The organism is Hymenobacter jejuensis (assembly GCF_006337165.1).
Lineage (GTDB): Bacteria > Bacteroidota > Bacteroidia > Cytophagales > Hymenobacteraceae > Hymenobacter > Hymenobacter jejuensis.
Genome location: NZ_CP040896.1, coordinates 3445383 through 3469814 on the forward strand (window position 1 = coordinate 3445383; position 24432 = coordinate 3469814).

Sequence of the window (24432 nt, forward strand, 5' to 3'; positions counted from 1 at the left end):
GCCAAATGCTCATAGGCTGTACGTGCTAAGTTCCACAGCTCATTATCAACAGGAAATTGATGAAAACCCTGATAATGAGTTAGTTGAACTAGTTACTTATGTGCCCGATTTGGTGCTGGATATCCGTTATGCCACCGCTAATAACGTATTGGCGGAAGCCATATACGATCGGCCGGCTGCTTACCTGCGGCGGCCGGTGGCCGCCGCTTTGCGGGAAGTGCAGGAGGAGCTTCGCAAGCTGGGCATCGGGCTCCAACTCTTCGATGCGTACCGACCCTACAGCGCTACCGTGCGGTTTTATGAGAAAATCGGGGACGAAACGTATGCGGCCCCACCGTGGCGTGGGTCGCGGCACAACCGTGGCTGCTCCGTCGATGTGGCGCTGGTGGAGTTGGCTACCGGCCGCACCCTGCCGATGCCCACTGATTTTGATGATCTGACGCCAGCGGCGCACACCATATATGAGCCGGTCACGGAGGAAGTTCGACGCAACCGGGCCACGCTGCTGGGTGCCATGACGCAGCATGGGTTTGTCAATTACTCGGGTGAATGGTGGCATTTTGACCATCAGCAGTGGGCCGATTTTACCCTGCTCGACCTGTCGTTTGCGCAGCTGGCCGCCTGCCAATCCGGCCGTTTGGAATAGACGAACGGTACCTCAATGGTGTGGGTATCCGAGGCTAGCCCGCAGATTTCGTAGGACTACAGCGCTGGTAGTGCGTAATTTGCGGCGGTTTCCCCTCTGTTTGTGTGCTGATGCTTCGATTTTCTTCCGCTGGTTACGCTGTCCTATTTTGTCTTCTGTGTTCGCTGTTGTGGGGGTTGCCCCGCACAAGCAATGCGCAGGACGCGCCGCCTAAGCGCGAGATGCGGGGCGTCTGGATTGCAACCGTGGAAAACATCGACTGGCCCAGTAGCCGCTCCCTGACGCCCGACCAGCAGCGGCGCGAGTACCGGCGTATGCTCGACATACAGAAACGCAACGGCATCAACGCGGTGTTTGTGCAAATTCGGCCCGCGGCGGATGCCTTTTACCAGAGCGATCTGGAGCCGTGGTCAAAGTGGCTGACGGGCCAGCAGGGCAAAGGCCCGAATCCGCCCTACGACCCGTTGCCATTTCTGATTGACGAGGCCCACGCCCGCGGCATGGAATTTCACGCGTGGTTCAACCCGTACCGCGCTACCATGGATTCGGTGACGCGCCGCTTGGCGCCCAACCACCCGTATCGGCAGCATCCCGAGTGGTTTTTCCGCTACGGCGGGCAACTGCTGTTCAACCCCGGCCTGCCCGAAGTGCGCCAATACATCACGCAGGTGATTCTGGATGTAGTCGAGCGATACGACATCGACGGCGTGCACTTCGACGACTACTTTTACCCCTATCCGGAGGCTGGCCGCGTCATTCACGACGAACAAGCCTTTCAGCAGTATAATCCTGGTAATCTGAAACTTGCCGATTGGCGCCGCCAAAACGTAAACCTGCTCGTGGAGGGGCTGCATAACTCGATCCGCAAGACGAAGCGTTGGGTGAAGTTTGGCATTTCGCCGTTTGGCGTCTGGATGAACCAATCGGAACACGCCGAAGGCTCGGCAACCAAAGCCTTCCAAGGGTATTCGGGGCTGTATGCCGATGCGCGCGAATGGATGAAGCAGGGCTGGGTTGACTACATTTTGCCCCAGCTTTACTGGAGTTCCAACTTTAAGGCCGCCCCTTATCCCACTTTGGTGGAGTGGTGGTCGCGTAACCACTACGGCCGGCACCTGTACATCGGGCAAGGCACTTACCGAATGCTCGAAAGCACGAAGGCGGATACGACGTGGCGCAACCCGCGCGAACTGCCCCGGCAGGTTCGCGTGAATCGCTCGTACCCGACGGAAGTGGCTGGTAGTGTGTTCTTTAGCTCTAGGTCGGTGATGGCCAACCCCTTGCACACTTCCGATTCGTTGCGCCAAAACCTGTTTCGCTACCCGGCCCTGATCCCAACAATGCCGTGGATGGACGCCGTACCGCCCATGCCGGCCCAAAATCTGGTACTGACGCGGGCCGGCTCGGTGGTAACGCTTAACTGGCAGCCCGGCTCAGTGGCCAAAGACGGGGACTTAGCTCGCTACTTTGTGGTGTATCGTTTTGCCGAAGGCGAAACGCCTTCGCCCGACGATCCCCGCCATATCTTGGCCTTGGTGCCCAAAATGGCGAACCAAGCTTCGGTACTGGTGGATACTTCCGCCCGCGCCGGCACCGAGTACGCCTATTACGTCACGGCCGTCGACCGCCTGCACAACGAAAGCACGCCGATTCGGGTGACGACGCTGGGCCGCCAGGCGGAAGTGATTGTGGCGCAAGCGCCTGAGCCTGAGGTGCCGCCTACGCGCGTGCCTACGGCACCCATGGCTCCGCGCACTTCTTCTCCCATACCGCCCCGACCAAGCGTGCACCGCCCCGAAACAACGACTACCAAGACCAAAATCAAAACCAAAAAGCGCCGCCGCGGTGGTTTCTTCCAGCGGATATTTGGCTGATTCTATTGGCCTGAGGCTGTCTTACTGCAACAAAAAGCCCCGCCCTAAACAGGGCGGGGCTTTTTAATAAACTCAGTGGCTGCTTACAGTGCCTTCACGTCCATCGTCAGCGACACGCCCGAAGTAGTACGGGTGATGCCCGTGACGGTGAAAATTGCATATTGATCGGCATTGCGCAGGCGTGCGATGTACACATCGCCTACCAGCACGCCATCCACGGTGGCCACCTGGGCCGTAGTGGCGGCATTGAGGTAGGTCTGGCGGATACTATTCAAGGTAGCGGCGTTGTAGATCGCGGCGGTGGTCTTCACAAATTTCGTTGTGTTCAACGCCTTGATCTGCACGGCGTTGCTGGCAATGCTCGTAATGGCTACGTCCTTCGTATCGGCAGGGCTCGCGGCCGCGACTGCGGTGAAGCTAGTCAGGTCGAAAGCCGCTTGGTCGCCGCCGGTAGTGCCGGTAAAGGCAAGCGTAGCCGCGCGCACAGCCGCCAGACTCGTGGTAGTGCCGGGCGTAACCACGGCGCTGGTCGCAGAACTGGCTCGGAAGTTTGGCGTGCCGGCAAAGCGGCTTTTTACCTCAAACCGGAACAAAACGGCCTGGCCGCTGGTGCTTGACGGAATGGTTACGGGGACGTCCAGCGTAGTAGCGGCGCCCGTTTGCGTACCGGCGGTAGGCACCCGTTGCCGCAAGTAGCGGCGCTCGGCTTGCGTGCCTACGGTCACGTAGGTGATCAGACTGTCGATGTCTTTATACAGCGTGCCAGCGGTGGTGAGGCTGGTGGCGCTTGTAATGCCGCCGTTGTTCAGCGTCAGGTTGTAGCGCACCACATCGCCCGGGACCGGGGTGCTGGTACCGGGCGCCGTAACGTTGGTGGCCGAGTTGATGCGCACGGTAGGCGTAGGCTCGGCCAACCGATACGTGAAAGCCCGGACTTTGCTTTGCCCATTCTCCGCCGTTGCAATCGCCGATACGCGTACGTTGGCTTTGTTCACGCCTTGCGGCACCACGTAGGTTACCACCAGCGTGTCGGCATTTTTAGTACGCGAAAAAGTGGAGCGGTACGGCACCGTCTGCACCAGCGTGGAATCGGTGCTCGGTTCGATGCGTTGATAGATGCGCACGTCTTTGAGCATGGATGTCTGCTGGGCGTATTGCAACTCGAACGTCACGGTTTCGCCAGTGGCGTACTTGGTGGTAGTGCCCAGAGCGTTGGCCAGAAATGTCGGAATCTGTCCGCCTACCTCGGTGTAGTAAGTGTCGATTTCTTTCTCGCAGCCGGCTAGCCCTGCCCCAGCAAGGAGCAGAAGCAGCGAACCGCGAAGTGTTTTATAATAAGTCATTGAATGTCAAGTATTTATGTGAAGACAGCTTTCCAGGCACTTACTGCTGGTCGAACCACAGCGGGCGCGTGATGTAATCGGGGTCGTTGCCACCGATGCGCGCGATCTCGTTGGGGTTGTAAAGTACCTCCGTTGCACCCGGCAACATGCGCCGTGGGAAGCGGTCTTTGTAATTAGGCTTGGTGGCCAGCACCGGGTTTACGTTGTTGGTGGGGTACACCAGGTTCACGTAAATAGCCGGGTCAAAGTCCAGACGGCGCATATCCGACCACGTGTCGGGGTTCAAGAACATGGCGATGTACTTCTGCTCCATGATGCGACGCAGGTCGAGCTCATCTTCGCTCTGGGCCACGGCGGCGCTGTTCAAATAAGCCGTAATCTGGGCCTCCGTAATCGTGGGGAACGTAACGGCCGGGGGCGAGAAAGTGCCGCCCACACCGATCTTGCGCATGTGCGCCCGAATGCCTTCCCGATAGGCGGCCAAAGCCTGCGCTTTTTTGCCGGCCCGGAAGGCGGCTTCCGCCTCGATAAACTTCTGCTCGTGGTAGGTAATCACCTCGAAGTAGCCTAGGTCGCGGGCATACCAGCTGGCATAAAAGTCAGTAACCGTGGTAGAGCCCGGCGTCAGGTTGACGGTTGCCGTCGTGCCCGCACCCGGCTCGATGCCGGTGCTGGTAGTGGGCGCAATGATGCCGAACCGCGGATCAATCACGCCGGGATAGGTTGTGCCGTTGAGGTACTTGATGATGTTGGTCGAGTACGTAGCTGCACCGAAGTTGGCGCGCGTCGGCCCGAAGATGTTGGTCGTATTGCTCAGAGGCGCCACCGCCGTCTGAAACTGGATCTGGGCGTCGTCAGCCGTGCCGGTGAAGCCTTTGGCACACAATGCCAATACCGCATTGGGGTCGTAGGAGGACTTCTTGGTCAGATGCTGAAGCTGACGGGCCTTCAAGGCATTCGCCATTTTCACCCAGCGCGATGCGTTGCCTTTGTACAGGATGTCGCCACTTTCGCTGGGCGAGGTGCTGTACAGGGCACGGAAGTTTTCGGAAGCCGGCCGGCTCATCTCCACAATGCCTTCGTCGAGCAATTGGTTGATGGTCGCGTAAATCGACTCCTGCGTGTCGTACTTAGGCGTGTAGTTGGCACCGCCCTGGTACGCTTCGGTGTACGGGATGTCGCCGAGCATGTCGGTAGCGTGCGCCAAGATCATGGCTTGCATGATTTTGCCCGCGCCCACGTAGTACGGCGACCCTTCGTCCTGCGCCGCTTTAATCATGGGCGGAATGTTGCCGCCCGACTGAAAGTAGGAGTAGTTGAACGTGTTGGTACTCTGCGCGTTGGTGAAGTAGTACTGGTCGTTGCCGCCGCTGTTGCGGGTGCGGCTCACCACGTACTGCGTGATGTAAGGCACGCGCAACGACGTGAACATCTGCGTCTGGATGCCGTTGCTGATGATGCCCGGCAGCAGGAAGTTCGGGGTGGAAGTGACAGGGTTGTTAGGGTTGTCGTTTACGTTGAGGTAGTCCTCACACGACGTAAGCGCACCACCGCCCAGCAGCAGTCCTAACACCAGAAGATATCTTTTCATTGGAAGAAGCATTGCTATTTATCGAGATGCCAACGCCTTGATTAGCAAGCGGTTATGGAGAGAGCTGATCGAAAATTAAATTCCTGATAATCAGCAGCTTAACCAGCCAGTGCGTCAGCTATTCAGTTAGAAGTTAACCCGCAGGCCCATGTCGACGCCGCGCGTGGCGGGCACGTTGCCGTAGTCGAAGCCGTTGGAGCCGCCGCCGCGCACACCGGCACCCGCCGCTGCGGTTTCGGGGTCAGCCCCCGAGTATTTGGTCAGCAGCACCAGGTTGCGACCCGTCACGCTCAGCTCCACGCCTTTGATGAATTTGCTGTTGCCCAGCATCGTCGCCGGCAGGGCGTAGCTCAGCGTAACGTAGCGCAGACGGGCCCAGGAAGCATCTTCCACGAAAGCCGTACCCACGTTCGACAACGTCGAGACGAAGTACGATTGGGTGAGCTCCACAGGGCGCGTGTTGGGGGCATAAGTAACGGTGCCGTCGGGGTTGGTGGTGGCCACCACGCCGTCAAACACCACTTGCTTGTAACGGTCGAGGGTACGTTCGGCAGTACCCACGCTCGTTTGGTACAAATCGTTACCGTTCACTACTACGCCGCCCTTGCGGAAGTCGAGCAAGGAAGTCAGGGATAAGCCCTTGTACGTGAAGGTGTTGGTGAGCTGCACCGTGTAGCGTGGTGCCCGGTTGCCGGCGTACACAAACGTCGGGTTGGCCGAGGGATAACCGTTGGCACCAATAATGATCTTGCCAAAATCCGGGCTGTTGCGGTCCGTTACGCGGTTGAAGTCGGTAGCGGCTACACCCGTGATCGGCCGGCCAGGAAATGCGCCGCCTTGGTGCACGTTCGTGATAAAGGCGTCGGACTGATACACCACCGTGAGCGGGAAGGGCAGCGACTCGGTGCGGTTGGTGTTGTGGTAGAAGTTGAGCAACACGTCCCAAGTAAAGCCGCTTGGCGTCTTAACCGGCGTACCGTTGATAGCCAGTTCTTGGCCTTGGTTGGTCACCACGCCGCCGTTGATGTACTGCAGAATGAAGCCCGTAGCCTGGCTCACGCGGGGCGCGATCAACTGGTCGCGGGTGCGCGTGTAGTAGTAGTTGAAGTCGAGGCCCAGGCGATTCTTGAGGAATTGCAGGTTGATGCCGCCTTCGTACGAACGGGTATGCTCGGGCTTCAAAATGGGGTTCGAGCCGAAGAAGTCGTTGCGGAAACCACCGCCGATGTAGGTGTTGGTCGTCAGCGGCGACTCTACCCGGTAAGGACCCGTATCCCGACCTACTTCCGCGATCGAGGCCCGCAGCTTGCCGTAGTTCAGGATGGGGTTCTGGTCGAGGCCCAGGGTTTTGGTAAACTCATAGCCCAAGCCGAGTGAGCCGTAAGCGAAGCCTTTACCGAAGTTCTTGCCTTCGCTGGGGCGGGGCAGCGTCGACGACTGGTCGTAACGGCCCTGCAATTCCACGAACACCTGGTCGAACAGCGTCACGTTGGCGCGGGCAAAATTACCGATCAGCCGCCGGATCGAGTTGCGCTCTAGGGCACTGCGGTTGGCGGTGTTGTTGAGCCCAATGAAGTCCTGGTTCTGGAATACCAAACCGATGTAGTCGACAACGTCGCTGCGGTTTTGCTCAATCGTGTTGCCGATTACCAGCGAACCGTTGAAGTTTTCGTTGAACCGGTGCGTGAAAGTAGCCAGCGTAGTAGCTGTCAGCAGGCGCGTTTGGTCCACGGTATAAGCCAGGCCGCCGTTTTGGTTGCTGACCTGCGACGTGCCCACGGCCCGCACCGATTGCGAACGCGACGTGTAAAAGTCCGTGCCGATGTTATGGCTCAGGGTCAGCCACTTAAAAGGCGTGAAGCTCAGCTGCGTATTGCCGATGAAGCGGTTGATGCGCTCGGTTTGTGGGTTTTTCTCCACCGACCAGTACGCGTTGTCGGCGTCGGCGTCGGTGCCGCTGCCCAAGGGCAGGAGGCGGCGGCGCGAGCCATCCGGGTTGAGGTAGTTGCGGGCGTCGTCGTTGCGGGGCCAGTTGAGCAAGCTCAGCATAAAGCCACCCGACGACGTGCCGGCCGTGGTGAGCAGGCCGGGGCCTTGCAGCGGGCGTTCGGCGCCGGAGTTGATGTACTGCGCCGAGCCAGTTACGGCGACTTTGGGCGAAATCTGGGCGGTGCCGGAGGCGCGCACCGTGGTTTTGTCGAAGTGGCTTTGGGGCGTTACGCCCGATTGCTCTAGGTTGGAAGCCGAAACGAAGAAGCTTGCCTTATCCGAGCCGCCCGACATATTCAGGAAGTTCTGGTATGTGTAGCCCTTCTGGAAGAAGTCTTCGAGGTTATTATAAATCGCTTGGCCCGGCGCAAAGCGTGGGCCCCACGAGTTACGCGTGGTCAGGTCGGTAATGCCGCCCGAGCCGCGCTGGTACTGGTCCTGCATTTTGGGCAGGCGATTCACTTCGTCTACCGAAAACTGCGTGCGGAAGTTCAGCGTGGTAGCGCCGCTTTTGCCTTTTTTGGTCGTGATAATCACGGCGCCATTGGCTGCGTTCAGGCCGTAAAGGGCGGCGGCGGCCGGGCCTTTCAGCACCGTGATGCTGGCAATGTCTTCGGGGTTGATGTCACCGGCCCGGTTGGAAGCGCCCACCGAGCGGCCCAGCAAACCATTAAACTGCGAACCACCACCCGGCGCCGTGCTTTCCTGAAACGACGAGTTATCCATGATCATACCGTCGATCACGAACAGGGGCTGGTTGTTGCCGTCGAGCGAAGTGCCGCCGCGAATCACTATGGCCGCGCCTTCACCGGCTCCACCACCCGAACTGGTGATGTTTACCCCCGCAACTTTGCCCTGCAAGGCATTTACCACGTTGGTTTGGCGCGAATCGATAATGTCTTTCGCGGCTACAGTCTGCACGCTGGTCACGATTTCGCGCCGGTCCTGGGCAATGTTGTAGCCCGTTACGACTACTTCACTCAGGCTGCGGGTGTCGGTGGCCAAGCTTACGTTGTAGGTGGAGCCATCGTCCACGGCGCGCTCTTGGGGCGTGTAGCCTACAAAGCTGAATACCACTACGTTACCTGTAGAAACGTTTGTAAGCGTAAAGCGACCTTCAGCGTTGGTCTGGGTGCCGTTGGTAGTGCCTTTCACCACCACGTTCACCCCCGGAATGGGCGACTTATCAGCAGCACCCGTCACAACCCCCGTAATGGTGCGGGCTGTTTGGGCGTAGCTTCGGGGCGCCAGCAGCACGCCGAGAGCTAAGAAAAACCATAAAAGTTTTTTCATAGGGAAAGAATGGAAATGAAGAAAAGGAAGAAGTTTAGAAATGCGAAAGGCCGAAATTCACTGGATGTGCGCAGTTGAATTCCGGCCAGAAGATGTCCGAAGGAAAAGATAGCCCAAACAACACAAGCTGTTGATTCTCACAAATAACCAGGCTTACGACTTGCCGAAGAAGAAGGGATTCTGACGCTTAAACAAGGATTTTGGGGCCTTGCAATCTCAAAGGAAAGGTTTTAAAGCTAATACGCTGCAAAAGTCCAGTCAACTATATATGTAATTTAATTCAGGAATACTTAGCTTTTGAATACCGGCTGCTGACAGCCGACCTTTCTTTTAAACTATTTCTTGATAAGCAGAATCTTACATTCGGCGCGGCAAAGCGGCCGCACTCCGGCAAGCTGGCGCAGACTTCCTCTTAACGTTCTAAACTCCTCATGCAAACTACCACCCAGGCCGCCGTCGAAACGACGGGTGCAGTGCCGCTGGCCGAAGCCTCCCAGCCCGGCCGGCTGATCTCCTTGGATGTGTTTCGAGGCCTCACCGTGATGGCCATGATTCTGGTGAACAACCCCGGCGATTGGGGCCACATCTACGCGCCTCTGGAGCACGCCGTCTGGAACGGCTGCACGCCCACCGACCTAATTTTCCCGTTCTTCCTGTTCATCGTCGGGGTGTCGTTGGTGTACGCCCTCGATACGGCCCGTCGTAATCGTGATCAGCATAATAAATTGATAATCAAAATCTTACGAAGGTCGGCGATTTTGTATGGGTTGGGCTTATTTTCGGCCCTGTTTCCGGCTTTTGACTTCACCACCGTCCGCATTCCGGGGGTGCTGGCGCGCATTGCGCTGGTATTTCTGATCTGCGGCATACTCTTTCTCAAAACCACCTGGCGCCAGCAGGCCTGGCTGCTGATTGGCATTTTGGTAGGCTACAACCTGCTGATGCAAGTGGTGCCAGTGCCCGGCGTTGGGCCGGCCAACCTAGAGCCAGCCACCAACTTGGGCGCTTGGCTCGACCGCCTGCTCCTCGGCGAAGCCCACCTCTGGAAGCAAAGCAAAACCTGGGACCCCGAGGGAATTCTGGGAACGCTGCCAGCCGTTGGCACGGGCTTATTGGGCATGCTCACGGCGCAGTGGCTGCGGCGGCGCACCGTGGACGCGGCCACGAAAGTAGCGTGGCTTTTTGTAGCCGCCGGGGCGGCCATCGTGCTGGGCATGATCTGGAATGGGTGGTTTCCCATCAACAAAGCCCTCTGGACGAGTTCTTACGTGCTCTACGTCGGCGGTATTGCGGCGGCTGGCTTAGCCGCGCTGTATTGGCTGTGCGACGTGCAAGGCTACCGTGGCGCCTGGACCAAGCCGTTTTTGGTGTACGGCGTCAATGCCATTACTGTGTTCTTCCTGTCGGGGCTGGTGCCACGTTTACTCAATATGATTAAGCTGCGGGAGGCCAACGGCCAAGAGGTGGGCCTGCGCACCTGGCTGTATGACACGTTATTCGTCCCGAATTTCAGCCCGATCAATGCCTCCTTGGCCGGTGCTATTGTCTGCGTTCTGATCTGGTTGGGTATTCTGTGGGTGATGTATCAAAAGCGCATCATCATCAAGGTCTGACCGCGGATTGGGATGCATCCACTCAATGGGTGTATAATAATTCACAAGTATCTTATTATCAAATAGTTATAGTAAAGTGCAATCTGCTACGCAAGACGCGCAACAACTTACTGCCGCCACTCCCATAGCCGAAGCTTCCGGCCGCCTGCTTTCGCTCGATGTGTTTCGGGGCATGGCGGTGCTGCTCATGCTGCTGGTGAATAACCCCGGCGACTGGAACCACTACGTCACGCCGTTTAAGCACGTCGCCTGGAACGGCTGCCGTGCCGCCGACTTAGTGTATCCGGCGTTTCTGTTCATCGTGGGCGTGTCGTTGGTGTACGCCTTGGGTAGCGTCCGGAATCAGCCGGAGCGGCACACCAACGCCATGCTGCGCGTGGGGCGCCGCGCAGTAACCATCTGCCTGATAGGGCTTTTGATAAGCTTGCTGCCACATTTCTACTTCACCTCCTTCCGCATTCCGGGCGTGTTGCAGCGCATTGCGGTGGTGTATTTAGTGTGTAGCCTCCTGTTTCTAAAAACGACTTGGCGCACACAGGCTTGGCTGACCGTAGGGATCTTGTTGCTATACAGTGTGTTGCTACAAGTAGTGCCGGTTCCCGGAATTGGTCCCGCTAACCTAGAGCCTTCCACAAACCTCGGGGCTTGGCTTGACCGGCTTGTATTCGGGAAAAGCCACCTATTCGACGACCAAAAGGCTTGGGACCCCGAAGGACTGCTCAGCACCTTGCCGGCCATCGGAACCGGCTTATTGGGCATGCTCACGGCGCGGTGGCTGCGGCGGCGCACCGTGGACGCGGCCACGAAAGTGGCGTGGCTGTTTGTGGCAGGTGGGGCCGGCATCGTGCTGGGTATGATCTGGAACGGGTGGTTTCCGATCAATAAAAACCTCTGGACCAGCTCGTTTGTGCTCTACGTGGGGGGCATCAGCATTGTGGTGCTGGCGGCGCTGTATTGGCTGTGCGACGTGCAGGGCTACCGCGGTGCCTGGACCAAGATTTTTCTGGTGTGCGGCGTGAACGCGTTGCCGGTTTTCTTCTTCACCGAAGCCCTCGAACGCCTCTGGACGCGCCTGAAAATGCACAACGCCGCTGGCGAAAAGGTGTACCCGCGCGACTGGCTCTACGACACGTTCTTCGTCCCGACTTTCTCGAACCCCTATCATGCCTCGCTGGCGTGGGCACTGCTCTATACAGCAATTTGCGTCGCGATTTTGTGGGTATCATATCGGCGGCACATCATTATCAAAGTCTGAAGCAAGTAGCCGCCCGCCGCGCCGGAATCCGGTTTTTCTCGTACCTCTGTGGTATGAAGAAGAACCTGTTCGTTCTCGCCGCCAGCTTGTTGCTGGCTGCGCCGGCCGCTCTGGCCCAAACCACCGCGACTCCCGCAGTTTCCGCCACTACGGCCGTTTCGGCCGGTCAGCGCAAAGCTGCGGAAGAACTCCTGACCAACATGAAAGCCGAGGCCAACATCAATTCGGCCGTCGATCAAATGCTGACCATGCAGATTCAGCAGCGGCCCGAAATGAAGGCCGTAGAACCCGAAATGCGCTCTTTTCTTACCAAATACATGAGTTGGCCCGTCATCAAAGACGACATGGTGGCCCTGTACGCCCGCGAATTCACGGAGAAAGAATTGCGCGACATCAACAAGTTTTACCAGACGCCGGCCGGGCAGAAGTTCGTGTCGAAGCAAAGCACCCTCATGCAAGCCGGCATGGAAATCGGGCAGCGCCGGGTGCAGGAAAACCTGCCCGAGCTGCAAAAAATGATCGAAACCAAGATGAAGCCCGCCGGGCAATAATGTCCGAACCACGGATTTTGTGGACGGCTTCCTTGCTTACTTAACAAATTATTGATTATTAGATAGTTACTGGTGAAATGAGCCAACAAAAAAGCCTTGGCAAACTGCCAAGGCTTTTTTGTTGCAGGACTTATAGCAGAACAGCAATCTTCCACAAAATCCGTAAAAATCCGCTCCATCCGCCAGAATCCGTGGTTCAGAAGGAATAGTCCGCGAAATCCTGCCGGAGTTTGGTTTTCAGGAGCTTGCCGGTGGCAGTGTGCGGAAGTTGTTCCACAAACTCCACGGCGTTGGGTATCCACCAATGGGCCACTTTGCCTTCGTAAAAGGCCAACAACTCTTCCTGGCTTACTTGCGCGTCGGGCTTACGCACAACAACCAGTAGCGGGCGCTCGCTCCATTTGGGGTGTGGCACGCCAATGACGGCCGCTTCGGCGACGGCGGGATGCGCGATAGCTAGGTTTTCCAAGTCGATGGAGCTGATCCATTCGCCGCCCGATTTGATCACGTCCTTCGAGCGATCGGTAATTTGCATGAAACCGTTGGGGTCGATGGTGGCTACGTCGCCGGTTCGAAACCAGCCGCTTTTGGTTAGCTCGCCGGGGTGCTCGGCGCGGAAGTAGTCGCCGACAATAAACGGACCGCGCACCAGCAAATCGCCAAACGCGACGCCGTCGTGGGGCAGTTCATTGCCGGCATCGTCCACGATCTTCATATCGACGCCAAAGATGGCGCGGCCTTGCTTGGTTTGAATTGCAAATTGCTCATCATCAGATAGTTGCAAATGCAGTGCTTTGAGCGTGCAAACCGTGCCCAGCGGGCTGGTTTCGGTCATGCCCCACGCGTGTCGGATCTGGACGCCCAGCTCTTCGTCGAACGCTTTCAGCAGCGCCGGTGGGCAGGATGCGCCGCCCACAATCATTTGGCGCAGCGTCGAGAACTGGGCTTTTTGTTGGCGCATAAACGTCAGCAGCCCAAACCAGATGGTAGGCACACCGGCACTGAACGTAACCTGCTCTTGTTCAAAGAGTTCGTACAGACTAGCCGCATCCAGACCTGGGCCGGGCAGTACGAGTTTGCACCCGTTCAGGGCAGCCATGTAGGGCGAGCCCCACGCGTTGACGTGAAACATGGGCACGACCGGCAAAACCACGTCGCGGGCCGAGCAGTTGAAGCAATCGGGCAGCGAAGCCGCATAGCTGTGCAGCAACGTGGAGCGGTGCGAGTAAAGCACGCCTTTGGGCTCGTCGGTGGTGCCGGAAGTGTAGCACAGCGAGGAGGCCGTATTTTCATCAAACACCGGCCACTCGTAGTCATCGGACTGAGCGTCAAGCAATTCTTCGTAGCAAAGCAAGCCCGGCAACGACGATTTGGCGGGCATGTTGGCGCGGTCGGTCATAAGCACCCAGCCCAACACCGTGGGGCAATGCGGCGCCAGCTTCTCGGCCAGCGGCAGAAACGTAAGGTCGAGAAAAATGTAGCGGTCTTCGGCGTGGTTGATGATGAACACTAGTTGCTCCGCAAACAACCGCGGGTTGATGGTATGGCACACCGCGCCCATGCCCGAAATGCCATAATACAGCTCGAAATGACGGTAGTTGTTCCAGGCCAGCGTTCCGATGCGGTCGCTCATCTGGATGCCCAGGGCCGTAAGAGCGTTAGCGAGTTGCTTCGAGCGCCGGTGCGCGTCGGCGTAGGTGTAGCGGTGGATGCCGCCTTCGGTCTTTCGCGACACAATTTCGGTGTCGCGGTGCCATTTAGCGGCGTGCTCGATCAGCCCTGCGATGCGCAGCGGCTGGTTCATCATCAGACCCAGCATATGGAGTTGCGTTAGGTGGGAAATGCCCGGTGGAAGGCACTTTCCAAGCTAAAGAAAACCCAACTGATAAACGAGCCTGCGCAGCGTTTTTCGCCTTACTGGAAAACCGCGCAACCTAGCTTCTGCTAGTCAAATACAGGGTAAAGAATAGGTATTGTTCTATATAGTATTGAAATGGTACCAGAGGCATTGACACAGAAAAGCGAGCCATTCGCATAGGCTTAAGCTCAGGCGAGCGATAAGCCCGGCACGGGGGTACAGGGTAGGGTAAGTTTGTAATGGATTTGGTGCTCACTGTCAAGGGCTTACTTCATTTTTAACTGCTTTTGCCGCATGTTTCCTAGCCTTCTACTTCGCTTTGGTCATTCTCTCGCCGTTGGCGGGCTGGTTTTCTTGATGAGCTTTTCGATGGGTACGCCCTTTATTCCGGCGTCTGCTGGTGAGGTGGGGGCCATGCCGCATTCCGCACAATTGCCTGCGGACCTGTCGGCTGCGCTGCGCGAGATCTGCACTGCCTCCGCTTTGCATACCACGGATGCCGTTACGGAACAGGTGCAGCAGTTCTATACGTTGGGAGGCTATGCGCCGGTGTGGACAAATGAAAACGGGCCAACTGACAATGCACGGGCAGGTTTGCAGTTGCTGGTCGCGGCCCAGCGCTACGGCCTGAAGCCGGCCGAGTACGAAGCGGCCCCGTTGCGCAGCTTGCTGGATTCGTTGCAGGCAAACCCGGCTCAGCTGCAACAGCGCCTGACCGCCGAAGTTCGCCTGACCACGGCGCTCCTCCGCTTCTCCCAGCATCTTTACCGGGGGCGCATAGAGAATAGCTCAGTGCGCGCCGTGCAGATGTCGGAAGAGCAACCCTTTGAGGCTGCTGCTCACCTGAGCCAAGCCCTGCACAGCGAGCGGTTTGCACAGCAACTGCTCACAGCCCAGCCCAACAGCCGCAGCTACGTGCGGTTGCTGGCTGCCTGGCAGCGTTTGTTGCAATCGGACACGGCTGCTGCCCGTAAAATGGCGCTTCCAGTGGCCCTCAATCTGGAGCGCTTGCGCTGGGAGCCCCGCGTTGACTCGCTCTATTTGGTTGTCAATATCCCGGCTTACAGCCTGCAAGTAGTACGCGGCGCGCAAGTGGTTCGCAGTCACCGCGTGGTAGTGGGCAAAATTGAAACCCCGACGCCTGAGATGTATAGCAAGCTGAGCTTTTTCCAGACGGCTCCCGAATGGCGCATGCCCCAGAGCATTGCTACGAAAGAAGTGTTGCCAAAGCTGAAGCGCGACCGCGGCTACTTGGCTTCCAAGGGCTTTCGCCTCTACGACCAAGCCGGCGATCGGGTAGATGCTTCAGAAGTGAACTGGAGCAAAATATCGCCGGCAAACTTCGCTTTCCAGATTCGCCAAGCGCCTTCTTCGCGCAACGCGTTGGGCAATGTGGTGTTCCGGTTTGCCAATCCTTACGAGATTTACCTGCACGACACGCCTGCCAAAGAAGCTTTTCAGGCTAATTACCGTGCCCTCAGCCACGGTTGCATCCGGTTGCAACATGCTTCGGACCTGGCCCGCTTCCTGTTGACGCGCGATAGCCAGCGCACCAAAGCCGATCGCGTAGAGCAGATGGAAAACAGCATTGACGAAGGCGAAACCAAATCTTTTGGGTTACGTGCCGCAGTTCCGCTGATGGTTCGCTACCAAACCCTCGACGCCGACGGCGCTCAGCTTCGCCAGTTGCCCGACATCTACCACCGCGACGAAACATTGGCCAGAGCCTGGGAAGGCGCCCCGGTTGAATTTGCCAGCGCAGCCACGGCCCAATAGTATTTTCTTGTATAATATATAAAACACTGATTATCAATACAATGTAAAGGCCGGGCATTTGTATGTGAGATGTACAAGAGCGGTATACAGGCCGCAAGCCCTTGTTCTGGTGTACCATGCGCACCAGAACAAGGGCTTGCGGCCTGTAAGCGTTTTAACCCCGTTTACTCTTCTTTCGGTACCGTCGATTCCACTTGGGGGCGCTCTGATTTTACGGCTTCGATGGCCGTTTGGAGCAGGCGGCTACGCACGCTCAGGTCGGAAATCTTGTTGTTGCGGCGCGTAGGGTTGACGCGGTTGGAAAGCATTACCACCACCAAGTCGTACTGCGGATCGACCCAGAAATAAGTGCCGGTGTAGCCCGTATGCCCAAAGCTGCGAGGCGAAGCGTCCTTGGCCGAGTTGATGCTGGGGTTGTTGGCCGGGCGGTCGAAGCCGAGGGCGCGGCGGTTGTCGGGGCAAAACTGGCAGCGTTCGTACTCGGCCATCGTCTCGGCCTTAATGAGTTGTTGCCCGCCGTAGCGACCGTTCCAAGCGTACATCTGCACGACCTTCGCTAAGTCGTTGGCGTTGCCGAACATGCCCGCATGGCCCGATACGCCGCCCAGTAGCGAGGCCCCTTCGTCGTGCACCGTGCCGTGCAGCTGCGTGTGCCGAAACAGTGAATCGTACTCGGTAGGCGCAATACGGGCCAGCGGGAAGCGGTACGTGGGGTTGTAGCCCATGGTGGTAGCTCCCAAAGGCTTATAGATCGCGTCCTGCACAAACTGATTGATGGGCTTGCCGGAAGCAGCCTTCACAAACGCCGGATACATGATAAACGAGAGGTCGGAGTACACGTAGCCGGGCTTCTCGTTGAGCGGCGACTCCCCAATTTCCTTGTGAATGCGATTTGGGAAATCCTTACGCGCCCAGAGATCATCGGCCACTTGCAGCGGGAACCGGCCCGACGAATCGGGGCGGAAAAAGCGCCGGCTCATCTCCGAAGGCTGCTTGGCCGATACGGTTGCGGCAGCCGGGCGCTTGCCAAATAGCCGGTTGAAAAAGCCTTTCGGGCGCGTGTATTCTTGCCAGAACGGAATCCAGGCCTTCAGGCGGGCTTGGTGCGTCAGTACGTCGCGCAGCTTTAGGTCTTGCTTGTTGGTGCCCACAAACTCCGGAAACAGTTGGCCCATCGTCATGTCGGGGTTAAACTTGCCTTCGTCTTGTAGCTTCATCAGCGATGGCAGCGTCGCCGAGACTTTCGTTACGGAAGCCAAGTCGTAGATGTCGGTATTGAGTACCGGGCGGCTGGGTTTGCCGGCTTGGCTCGGCGAATCGGCGAAGCTGTGCGTGCCGTAGCTTTTGCGCAGTACTACCCGGCCTTTGCGAGCCACCAATACTTCGCAACCCGGAAATGCCTTAGCCGCAAGCGCCTGATTCATAAGCGAATCGACACGCAGCTCGAAGTTGGGGTTCATGCCGGCATCTTCGGGGTAGCCGTAGCTCAGACGAATGCCACCTTTTGTGACCAATCCATAACCGTTTGTGTATCTGTCAGTTACGGAAACCGGCAATTTGCCCACCGCCGAGATGCCGCCGAAGATGATTTCGGCCGTTACGTCCTGCGCGTTTTTGCTTTCCTGATAGGCCAGCACCACAGCGTCGGCGCGTTCCAAATCGCGGATTTTAGCCACTGCATACGCGTTGCCAAATACGCTCACGATCACCTTTTGCTTCTGACCGGTGAGCTCGCGAAGCAGGATGTTGGTTTCGGGCGTCACGCCGAAGTTGGTGGCGGGCAGGCGGCCCAAGTTATTAATCCCGATCAGGAGGGTGTTGTACGGCTTCAGCGTTTCACGCATTTGCGTCAGCTCGTTCAGCGTTGCCGTCGCCGACAGCCAATAGTGGTGCACCGTGGCATAGTCGGCGGCCATACGCTGAAAATCGGTGGTATCGCGCGTGCCAATGGTGAGCGTAGCAATGCGCAGGGTATCAAGGCGTTGGAGCGGTAGCAGATCCTTCTGGTTGCGCAGCACCGTTACCGATAGCTCCGATAGCTTGTGCGTGAGGTAGTTGGCATGCGACGTGTTGAGGTCTTGGTAAAGATTCTTAAGCTCGATGGGCTTGTAGTGATCCAGTCCGGCCCATTGCTTGAGCGCCAGCACTTTGCGGCAGCGCGCGTCGATGTCGGCCTGGCTCAGCTCTTTGCGGTTGATGGCTTCGCGCACCATCTTGAGTGCTAATGGGATGTTCTTGGAGAACTCCAACACGTCGTTGCCCGCAATCAGGGCCCGCACGTCGGCGTCGCCGGGCGGGTACTTGCTGATCACGCCCTTCATGTTCATGGCATCGGTAAAAACGACGCCTTCAAATCCCATTTTCTGCTTCACCATGCCCGTCACGATGGGTTTGGAAAGGGTAGAAGGCATGCCGGTGCTGTCGAGGGCCGGAATATTGAGGTGCGCGATCATGATGCCACCGAGGCCGCGACGCATCAGGTTGCGGAACGGGAAAATCTCGAGCGTGTCGAGGCGGCGCTGATCTACGCGAATCAGGGGCAGCGCCAAGTGCGAATCGGTGTCGGTGTCGCCGTGGCCGGGAAAATGCTTGGCTACGGCCAGCACGCCTGCGTCCTGCATGCCCTTCATGTACTGGTAGCTTTTCGCGGTCACGTTTTCGCGGTTTTCGCCCCACGAGCGGTAGCCGATGACCGGGTTAGCGGCGTTGTTGTTCACGTCCACGACCGGCGCAAAATTGACGTGCATGCCGGTGCGCTTAAACTGCCGCGCGATTTCCTGGCCCATGTCGTACAAAAGCTGCGTATCGCGCACGCCGCCCATGCTCATCTGGTACGGAAAGCGCGTGGTGCTGTCGAGGCGCATGCCCAGGCCCCATTCGGCGTCCATGGCGACCAGCAACGGCACTTTTGCCTGGCTTTGGTAGCGGTTCAGTAGCTTCGACTGGCGCACCGGTCCGCCCTGAAAAAAGATCAGGCCCCCAATGCCGTATTGTTGGATCAGTGTCGATACCGAATCCTCGTCGATGCGGGTTTTGTTGGAATACGCCGCCACCATAAACAGCTGCGCCACCCGTTGGTCGGGCGTGAGCGTAGCCATCACCGAATCGACCCAACGCGATTTGGTCAGCTGCGCCGCGAACGGCACCGGGCCGTTCTTCGGCTTGGCAGCCGCAGATTTTGATTTTTTTGTATTTGACTTATAATTAGATACTTGCCTTTTGGCTACTGCCTCCGAAGAGTGCCGATGCACAGCGGCATGATGGGCCGCCGTGTGCGTTGTTTTCTTCTTTTTAGGGTGCTTTTTGTGCCCTTGTGCCGAGCCAGCGGCCGGATGAAGAAGCAGGATCAAAAGCAGGAATAGCGGAAAATTTCGGAGCGTCAGCAATTTGGAAGGTAGCTTTCAAAGACGAGTGATTTGCGAAAATACGGTAACCGCAGAAGTATTGCCGCAACTTATCTCAGCGGCGGTTTGGGTAGGGCCGTAATCATGGGCCGAAGCGGCTACGGCTCTGCTTTTAGTAAGCCACTTTTACTTACTGAGTCGTCCTATCTTTCCAGCGCTGCAAATGAAAAAAGCCTGTGATGGGCCTGCGCGCGTATGGAAGCTGGCATAATTCTAGTGTCGAGCCGGCCGCGCATCAACCGGGCTGGCTTCTCGACGCGTTTTCGAGGTGAGCCCAAGCAGGATGTTTTCGTGCGGAAACCTGTTCCAGTTGACCGGGTGGAAGCCTAATTTTGTGCGTCCGGCATATGGCCGGGCGACGGTTGCTCGTTATTCTATTCCAGCTATCTCTCTCGACATCAAACCCTTTCGACCTTGAATATCTTCCCTAGCCAATCTAAGATTCAGCACGCGTTTGTCCACCCAGGCAAGCTGCCGGCGGCTTTTTGCCTGGTCGTTCTGCTGTTTGTCGGCCTAAGCCACTCGGCGCAGGCACAGTACCAACTGCACGGCACCGTAATCGACAAAGACACGCAGCAGCCGTTGCCCTTTGCCAGCATCGGCGTGAAAAACACCGGCAGCGGCACGGCTAGCAACGAAAACGGCGAGTTTGTACTGAATCTCAAATCGTTGCCCCAAACGCTGATCGTGTCGGAGCTGGCGCACGTCCGCGACACGGTGCGCATCACCAGCGTCGACAAGCCCGTCCAGATTGCCTTGGGCTCGGCGACCATTGCCCTGCCGGAAGTGAAAGTAGGCAGCTACGCGTTTCAGCTAGTGGACCGCGCCTACCGGCAAATGCAGAAGAATTACGATAAGAAGTTCTACGGCAAGGCTTTCTACCGGCAGGTAACGCGCATCAACGACGAGCCGACCGAGTTGCAGGAAGTAGTCTGGAACGTGAAGTCGAACAACGCCCGCATCGAGGGCACCGACATCGCGCAGGGCCGTTACGCGGCTAAGCCTTCGCTGATGAACTTCAGCAACTTCTCGCTCTATACCAAGTCCTACGGCCTGTATGACGCGCAAGCCGACAGCACCAAATCTTTGGCGCTGCTGAGCCCCAACTTGGTCAAGAATTATTACCTCGAATTGGTCGGCATCCTGGAGCAAGGCGAGGGCGGCATTGCCGAAATCAAGTTTGAAACGCGCCCCGAACTGACCAAGTACCACGCCGAAGGCACCATCTGGCTCGACGTGGACACCTACAAAGTAGTGCGTTTCAAGATCGCAACGCCCAACTTTACGGCCAACGCCAGCAACCCAGCGTACAAGTTCAAGAACACCAAACTGGAGTTCGACATGGCCTTTCAGAACTCCGAAGAGCCCGCCTCGCCGCTCGATTACATCAAGACCAACCTCACTTTCGACATCCTGCAACCCGGCAAGCCGGTAGCGAAAATGAACGTCTCGTCGTTCACGTTTTTCTACGAAACCAGCGAAACGCCCGCCGACGTAAGTTACGCCAAGGTAAGCACCCGCGACCGCGACCTCGAAGCCATCAAAAACACCAAATACGACCCCGAATTCTGGGCCAATAATTCCGTGGTGAAGCGCACGCCGCTCGAAGACGAAGTAATCGAGTCGTTTGAGCAAAAAGGAGCTTTCGGTACGATGGTGCCGCCCAAAGCCAGGTCTTCTAAGTAACTGATTGATAATAGCTGATAGGTAGGCGCAAACAGAAAATCAAAGCGCAATAATCCGCGCCCCAGCCCGACGGTGCAAGCACTAGGGTCGGGGCACCCGTACTCAGTAGCGCCCGTTCATTTGAAAGATTATTTCAGATGAACGGGCGCGTTTCTTGTTAGAATGTTTATGTAAATATCTGATAATCAAATCATTATGGATTAGTTGACCACAGGCCCGCTTCCTTGATAAACACGCGGCGGTTGAGTTTAAGCTGCGCAATGATCAATTCGGCTAAGTCTTCGGTTTGCATCACCTTTTCGGGGTTGCCATCGGTCAGTTTTAGCTCCACGGCCAGCTCTGTCGCAACGGTGCTGGGCGTGAGGGCGCTAACGCGGATGTTGTGTTTGCGCACTTCCTGCATCAGCGATTCGGTGAGGCCCAGCACGGCAAACTTCGAGGCGCTGTAGGCGCTGGTAGCCGCCGCGCCGCGCTGTCCGGCCGTCGATGAAATATTGATGATATCGCCGCTCTGCCGCTCAATCATGCCCGGCAACACGGCGCGTGTAGCATAGTAGGTGCCCATCAGGTTTACCCGGATGATGTTTTCCCACTGGCTGGGCTCCAACTCCAAAAACTTGCCAAACGCCGCCGTCCCGGCGTTGTTGATAAGAATATCGATGGTGCCCAGTTCGGCGCGCACTTGTTCCACAGCCCTGTTAACCGATTCAATATCAGTAATATCGGCAACGGCTACTGCGGCTTTCACACCCAGTGCCGCTACCTCCGTTGCTACCTCCTGCAACTGGCTTTCTGTGCGGGCCAGCAACCCTACATTTACGCCTTCCTGAGCCAGTGCAAGGGCCACTGCGCGCCCGATTCCTTTGCCGGCACCCGTCACGAGTGCGTTTTTTCCTTTGAGTGATTCCATGTAAAAATGCTCTTTCAAATGTACGAGATGCTATAACCGGAACAGCCGGGCAAGGTTGCAGCTTGCGCTCCTGCGGCGCGTCGGCGGGCCGTTTCAAGCGGGCAGCACTACCTTTGTCCGGAAGCCTTGGTGTTGTACTGCCGGCGGGCCGGGCTGTGTCTCTGATTCTGTCTTATGCCTTATTCACTTCTGCTGTTTGATTACGACGGCACCCTCTGCGATTCGCGCCAAGCCATTCAACACAGCATCCAGCAGTTTTTTCTAGAAGCGGCGCTGCCCGTGCCGCCACAGGCTGAGATTCAGCGCATTCTGGAAATGGGGTTTCCCACTTTCTCGACGCTGAAAGCCTTGCAGCCCAACACGCCGCCCGAAACGGTGGCCGGCTGGGTGCCCACCTACCGCGCCATCTACGCCGAGCAGGGCGAGCCGCTTGTGCGGCCGTTTCCAGGCGCGCGGGAGGTGCTGGCTCAAGCCACGGCGCAAGGCGCTGCGGTGGTGGTTCTCAGCAACAAAGGCGCCGCTATTCTCGAAAGTTCGCTCGACCGGCTGGGGTTGTTGCCGTACGTTTCCTTGCTCATCGGCGACGGCAGCTTTCCCGATAAACAGCTGCAAATGAAGCCCAACCCCATGATTTTCCACGAGGTTGTGCAGCCGCAGTACCCGCAGGTTCGGGCTCAGGAAATCCTGATGATCGGCGACACCTCCGCTGACCTGGAGTTTGCGCGCAACAGCGGCATCGATTCGTGCTGGGCTCGGTTTGGCTTTGGAAACGCGGAAGAATGCCTCGCCTTGGACCCAACTCACCAAATTGACGAGTTAAGCGGTGTCCTGACGCTGGTATAGGGGGCAGTGACGCGGGGCCATCTATTTTAGCGCCAAAAAGCAGCGAATGAACAACGCGCCTACTGAGTGGAGCGAGCTGGAAGTGGCCGAAGTACAAGGCAAATCCCGGCTCATTAGCTGCAAAAACGTCCAGCCCCTCAAGATCCTCAACCCGCGCTCGCCTGCGGCCGGGTGCCACGCGGTGCTGTCGAGCTACGGCGGCGGCATGGTAGCCGGCGACAAAATCTGGCTGCGCCTAACGGGCCACGCCAACTCCCGCCTGTTTCTGGGTTCGCAGGCTAACACCAAGATATTCAAGTCGTTGCAAGGAGCCGCTGCCGAGCACGTTATCGAAGGAAAGTTGGGCGCAGGCGCTTTGGCCGTCGTGTTTCCCGACCCCGTAGTGATGCAGGAGCGCAGCCAGTACCGCCAAGTTCAGCAGTGGGACCTGCAACCCGATTCGCTGCTGTTAGTGATCGACTGGTTTCATTCCGGCCGCATGGACATCGGCGAGAAGTTCGTATTCACCGCATTCCACTCCGAGCTAAAAGTCGCTGTCAACCAGCGGGTTGTATTGCTGGATCGGTTTGCTTTTGCGCCACAGCACCATATTGCCACGTCGCCCGCCAACTTCGACCAGTACCAGACCATGTTTTCGGCCTATTTGGTTGGCAACCCCACCGACGCCCGTTTTCAGTACCTCGCTGATGCACTGCTCCAGTTAAAAATGAGCGACCGCACCGACCTGCATTTCGCCATAACCAATCTGGAATGCATGATTTCGGTGACCAAAGTGAAAGAAGAGGCCTACATCTTGCGCGCAATGGCCCACAGTCGGATGGCCTTGCAACCCCTCTGCGATCATCTGTTGCAAGCGTTGAGCGGTGAAGAGTTTTTTGGCTACAACCCCTTGAAACGCAAGTATTAAAGGGTGATCAAGAAAACCGACGCCTGTCATCCTGAGCTTGCGAAGGACCTTATCACGCCTGAGTAGTAGATGTTAGCAACCCTAATAAGGTCCTTCGCAAGCTCAGGATGACAGGCGGGAATCAGATTGGAACCGCTTACCGCCGATCCTCGCGGACGGATTGCAACGCTCGCTCCTTGGCTTTTTCGATGTGCTCAATGATCACATCCAAGTTGTAGCCATCCAGCGCGCGGGCAAACACAAACGGACCTTCGCCGCGCATTTTTTTGGAGTCGCGCTCCATTACGCCCAAGTCGGCGCGGACGAGCGCGGCAATGTCTATCTTGTTGATAACCAGTAAGTCAGACTGCGTGATGCCGGGTCCGCCTTTGCGTGGGATTTTGTCGCCGCCCGATACATCAATGACATAGATGGAGTAATCGACTAGCTCGCGGCTGAAATGCGCCGCCAAGTTGTCGCCGCCGCTTTCCACAAACAGGAAATCGATGTTGTAGTCGAAGCGCGTCATGAGCCCTTCCAACGCGTTCATATTCAAGGAGATATCTTCGCGGATTGCCGCGTGTGGGCAGCCGCCCGTTTCGACGCCTACAATGCGGTCTTCGCTCAGGGCGCTGTTGCGAATCAGAAATTCGGCGTCCTCGCGGGTGAAAATATCGTTGGTGACCACGCCCAGCTCGTACTGGTTGCGCAGACGCTCGCACAGGGCCTTGAGCAGCGCCGTTTTGCCCGTGCCCACCGGCCCGCCGATGCCCACCGTGAAGGCCCGCTTGCGGAAGTTTCGGTAGGAGGGCAGCTTGCGGGTTTCGCGCTCGTTGTAGTCGCCTGGTGATTCGTACGCTTCGTGGGTGTGGCCGTGGAGCAACAAAGCCAACTTCTCTACAAATGCCATAATG

Annotated in this window: 16 protein-coding genes; 9 read left to right on the forward strand and 7 right to left on the reverse strand. The window is 57.4% G+C overall.

What is annotated here, in order from left to right; translation table 11 throughout:
- Positions 1–22: 22 nt before the first annotated feature.
- Both FHG12_RS14330 and FHG12_RS14335 read left to right on the forward strand, forming a co-directional pair.
- Positions 23–646, forward strand: a complete 624-nt coding sequence (locus FHG12_RS14330) for a M15 family metallopeptidase (RefSeq protein WP_165699406.1) — start codon at positions 23–25, stop codon at positions 644–646.
- Between the two features lie 110 nt (positions 647–756).
- On the forward strand, positions 757–2520 hold the full coding sequence (locus tag FHG12_RS14335) for a glycoside hydrolase family 10 protein (protein ID WP_230471133.1): 1764 nt from the start codon (positions 757–759) through the stop codon (positions 2518–2520).
- Positions 2521–2603: 83 nt separating this feature from the next.
- Here the strand turns inward: FHG12_RS14335 and FHG12_RS14340 are convergent, their stop codons facing one another.
- The 3 genes from FHG12_RS14340 to FHG12_RS14350 form a co-directional block, all read right to left on the reverse strand.
- Positions 2604–3863, reverse strand: coding sequence for a hypothetical protein (locus tag FHG12_RS14340; RefSeq protein ID WP_139516380.1), 1260 nt, complete (start codon positions 3861–3863; stop codon positions 2604–2606).
- Positions 3864–3903: 40 nt separating this feature from the next.
- On the reverse strand, positions 3904–5454 hold the full coding sequence (locus FHG12_RS14345) for a SusD/RagB family nutrient-binding outer membrane lipoprotein (protein WP_165699407.1): 1551 nt from the start codon (positions 5452–5454) through the stop codon (positions 3904–3906).
- Between the two features lie 126 nt (positions 5455–5580).
- Complete coding sequence (locus FHG12_RS14350; protein ID WP_139516382.1) at positions 5581–8736, reverse strand: SusC/RagA family TonB-linked outer membrane protein; 3156 nt, start codon at positions 8734–8736, stop codon at positions 5581–5583.
- 431 nt (positions 8737–9167) lie between these two features.
- Here FHG12_RS14350 and FHG12_RS14355 point away from each other — a divergent pair, with 431 nt between their 5' ends.
- The 3 genes from FHG12_RS14355 to FHG12_RS14365 all read left to right on the forward strand — a co-directional run bounded on the left by FHG12_RS14355 (position 9168) and on the right by FHG12_RS14365 (position 12155).
- Positions 9168–10349 (forward strand): acyltransferase family protein, encoded by a 1182-nt coding sequence (locus FHG12_RS14355; protein ID WP_139516383.1) that lies wholly within the window; start codon positions 9168–9170, stop codon positions 10347–10349.
- A gap of 76 nt (positions 10350–10425) precedes the next feature.
- Positions 10426–11604, forward strand: coding sequence for an acyltransferase family protein (locus FHG12_RS14360; RefSeq protein WP_230471134.1), 1179 nt, complete (start codon positions 10426–10428; stop codon positions 11602–11604).
- 53 nt (positions 11605–11657) lie between these two features.
- Positions 11658–12155 (forward strand): DUF2059 domain-containing protein, encoded by a 498-nt coding sequence (locus FHG12_RS14365; RefSeq protein ID WP_139516384.1) that lies wholly within the window; start codon positions 11658–11660, stop codon positions 12153–12155.
- Positions 12156–12351: 196 nt separating this feature from the next.
- On the opposite strand, the gene FHG12_RS14370 is transcribed toward FHG12_RS14365, so the two are convergent.
- Positions 12352–13974, reverse strand: coding sequence for a 3-(methylthio)propionyl-CoA ligase (locus FHG12_RS14370; RefSeq protein ID WP_196240455.1), 1623 nt, complete (start codon positions 13972–13974; stop codon positions 12352–12354).
- A 333-nt stretch (positions 13975–14307) separates the two neighbouring features.
- Between FHG12_RS14370 and FHG12_RS14375 the strand changes: the two genes are divergently transcribed.
- The gene (locus FHG12_RS14375; RefSeq protein ID WP_139516385.1) at positions 14308–15789 is read left to right on the forward strand and encodes a L,D-transpeptidase scaffold domain-containing protein; all 1482 of its coding nucleotides are present in this window, start codon (positions 14308–14310) and stop codon (positions 15787–15789) included.
- 164 nt (positions 15790–15953) lie between these two features.
- On the opposite strand, the gene FHG12_RS14380 is transcribed toward FHG12_RS14375, so the two are convergent.
- Positions 15954–19139, reverse strand: coding sequence for a glycoside hydrolase family 3 N-terminal domain-containing protein (locus tag FHG12_RS14380; RefSeq protein WP_230471135.1), 3186 nt, complete (start codon positions 19137–19139; stop codon positions 15954–15956).
- Between the two features lie 468 nt (positions 19140–19607).
- On the opposite strand from FHG12_RS14380, the gene FHG12_RS14385 reads away from it, so the two are divergent.
- Positions 19608–20879 (forward strand): carboxypeptidase-like regulatory domain-containing protein, encoded by a 1272-nt coding sequence (locus FHG12_RS14385; protein WP_165699408.1) that lies wholly within the window; start codon positions 19608–19610, stop codon positions 20877–20879.
- A 193-nt stretch (positions 20880–21072) separates the two neighbouring features.
- Here FHG12_RS14385 and FHG12_RS14390 read toward each other — a convergent pair whose 3' ends face one another.
- On the reverse strand, positions 21073–21789 hold the full coding sequence (locus FHG12_RS14390; protein WP_139516387.1) for a 3-ketoacyl-ACP reductase: 717 nt from the start codon (positions 21787–21789) through the stop codon (positions 21073–21075).
- Between the two features lie 174 nt (positions 21790–21963).
- On the opposite strand from FHG12_RS14390, the gene FHG12_RS14395 reads away from it, so the two are divergent.
- Positions 21964–22632, forward strand: coding sequence for an HAD family hydrolase (locus tag FHG12_RS14395; protein ID WP_139516388.1), 669 nt, complete (start codon positions 21964–21966; stop codon positions 22630–22632).
- A 46-nt stretch (positions 22633–22678) separates the two neighbouring features.
- Positions 22679–23539: an urease accessory protein UreD gene (locus FHG12_RS14400; protein WP_139516389.1), complete on the forward strand. Its 861-nt coding sequence runs from the start codon at positions 22679–22681 to the stop codon at positions 23537–23539.
- 136 nt (positions 23540–23675) lie between these two features.
- On the opposite strand, the gene ureG is transcribed toward FHG12_RS14400, so the two are convergent.
- Entirely contained in the window at positions 23676–24428 is a 753-nt protein-coding gene (gene ureG / locus FHG12_RS14405) for an urease accessory protein UreG (RefSeq protein WP_139516390.1), read from the reverse strand.
- Positions 24429–24432 lie beyond the last annotated feature (4 nt).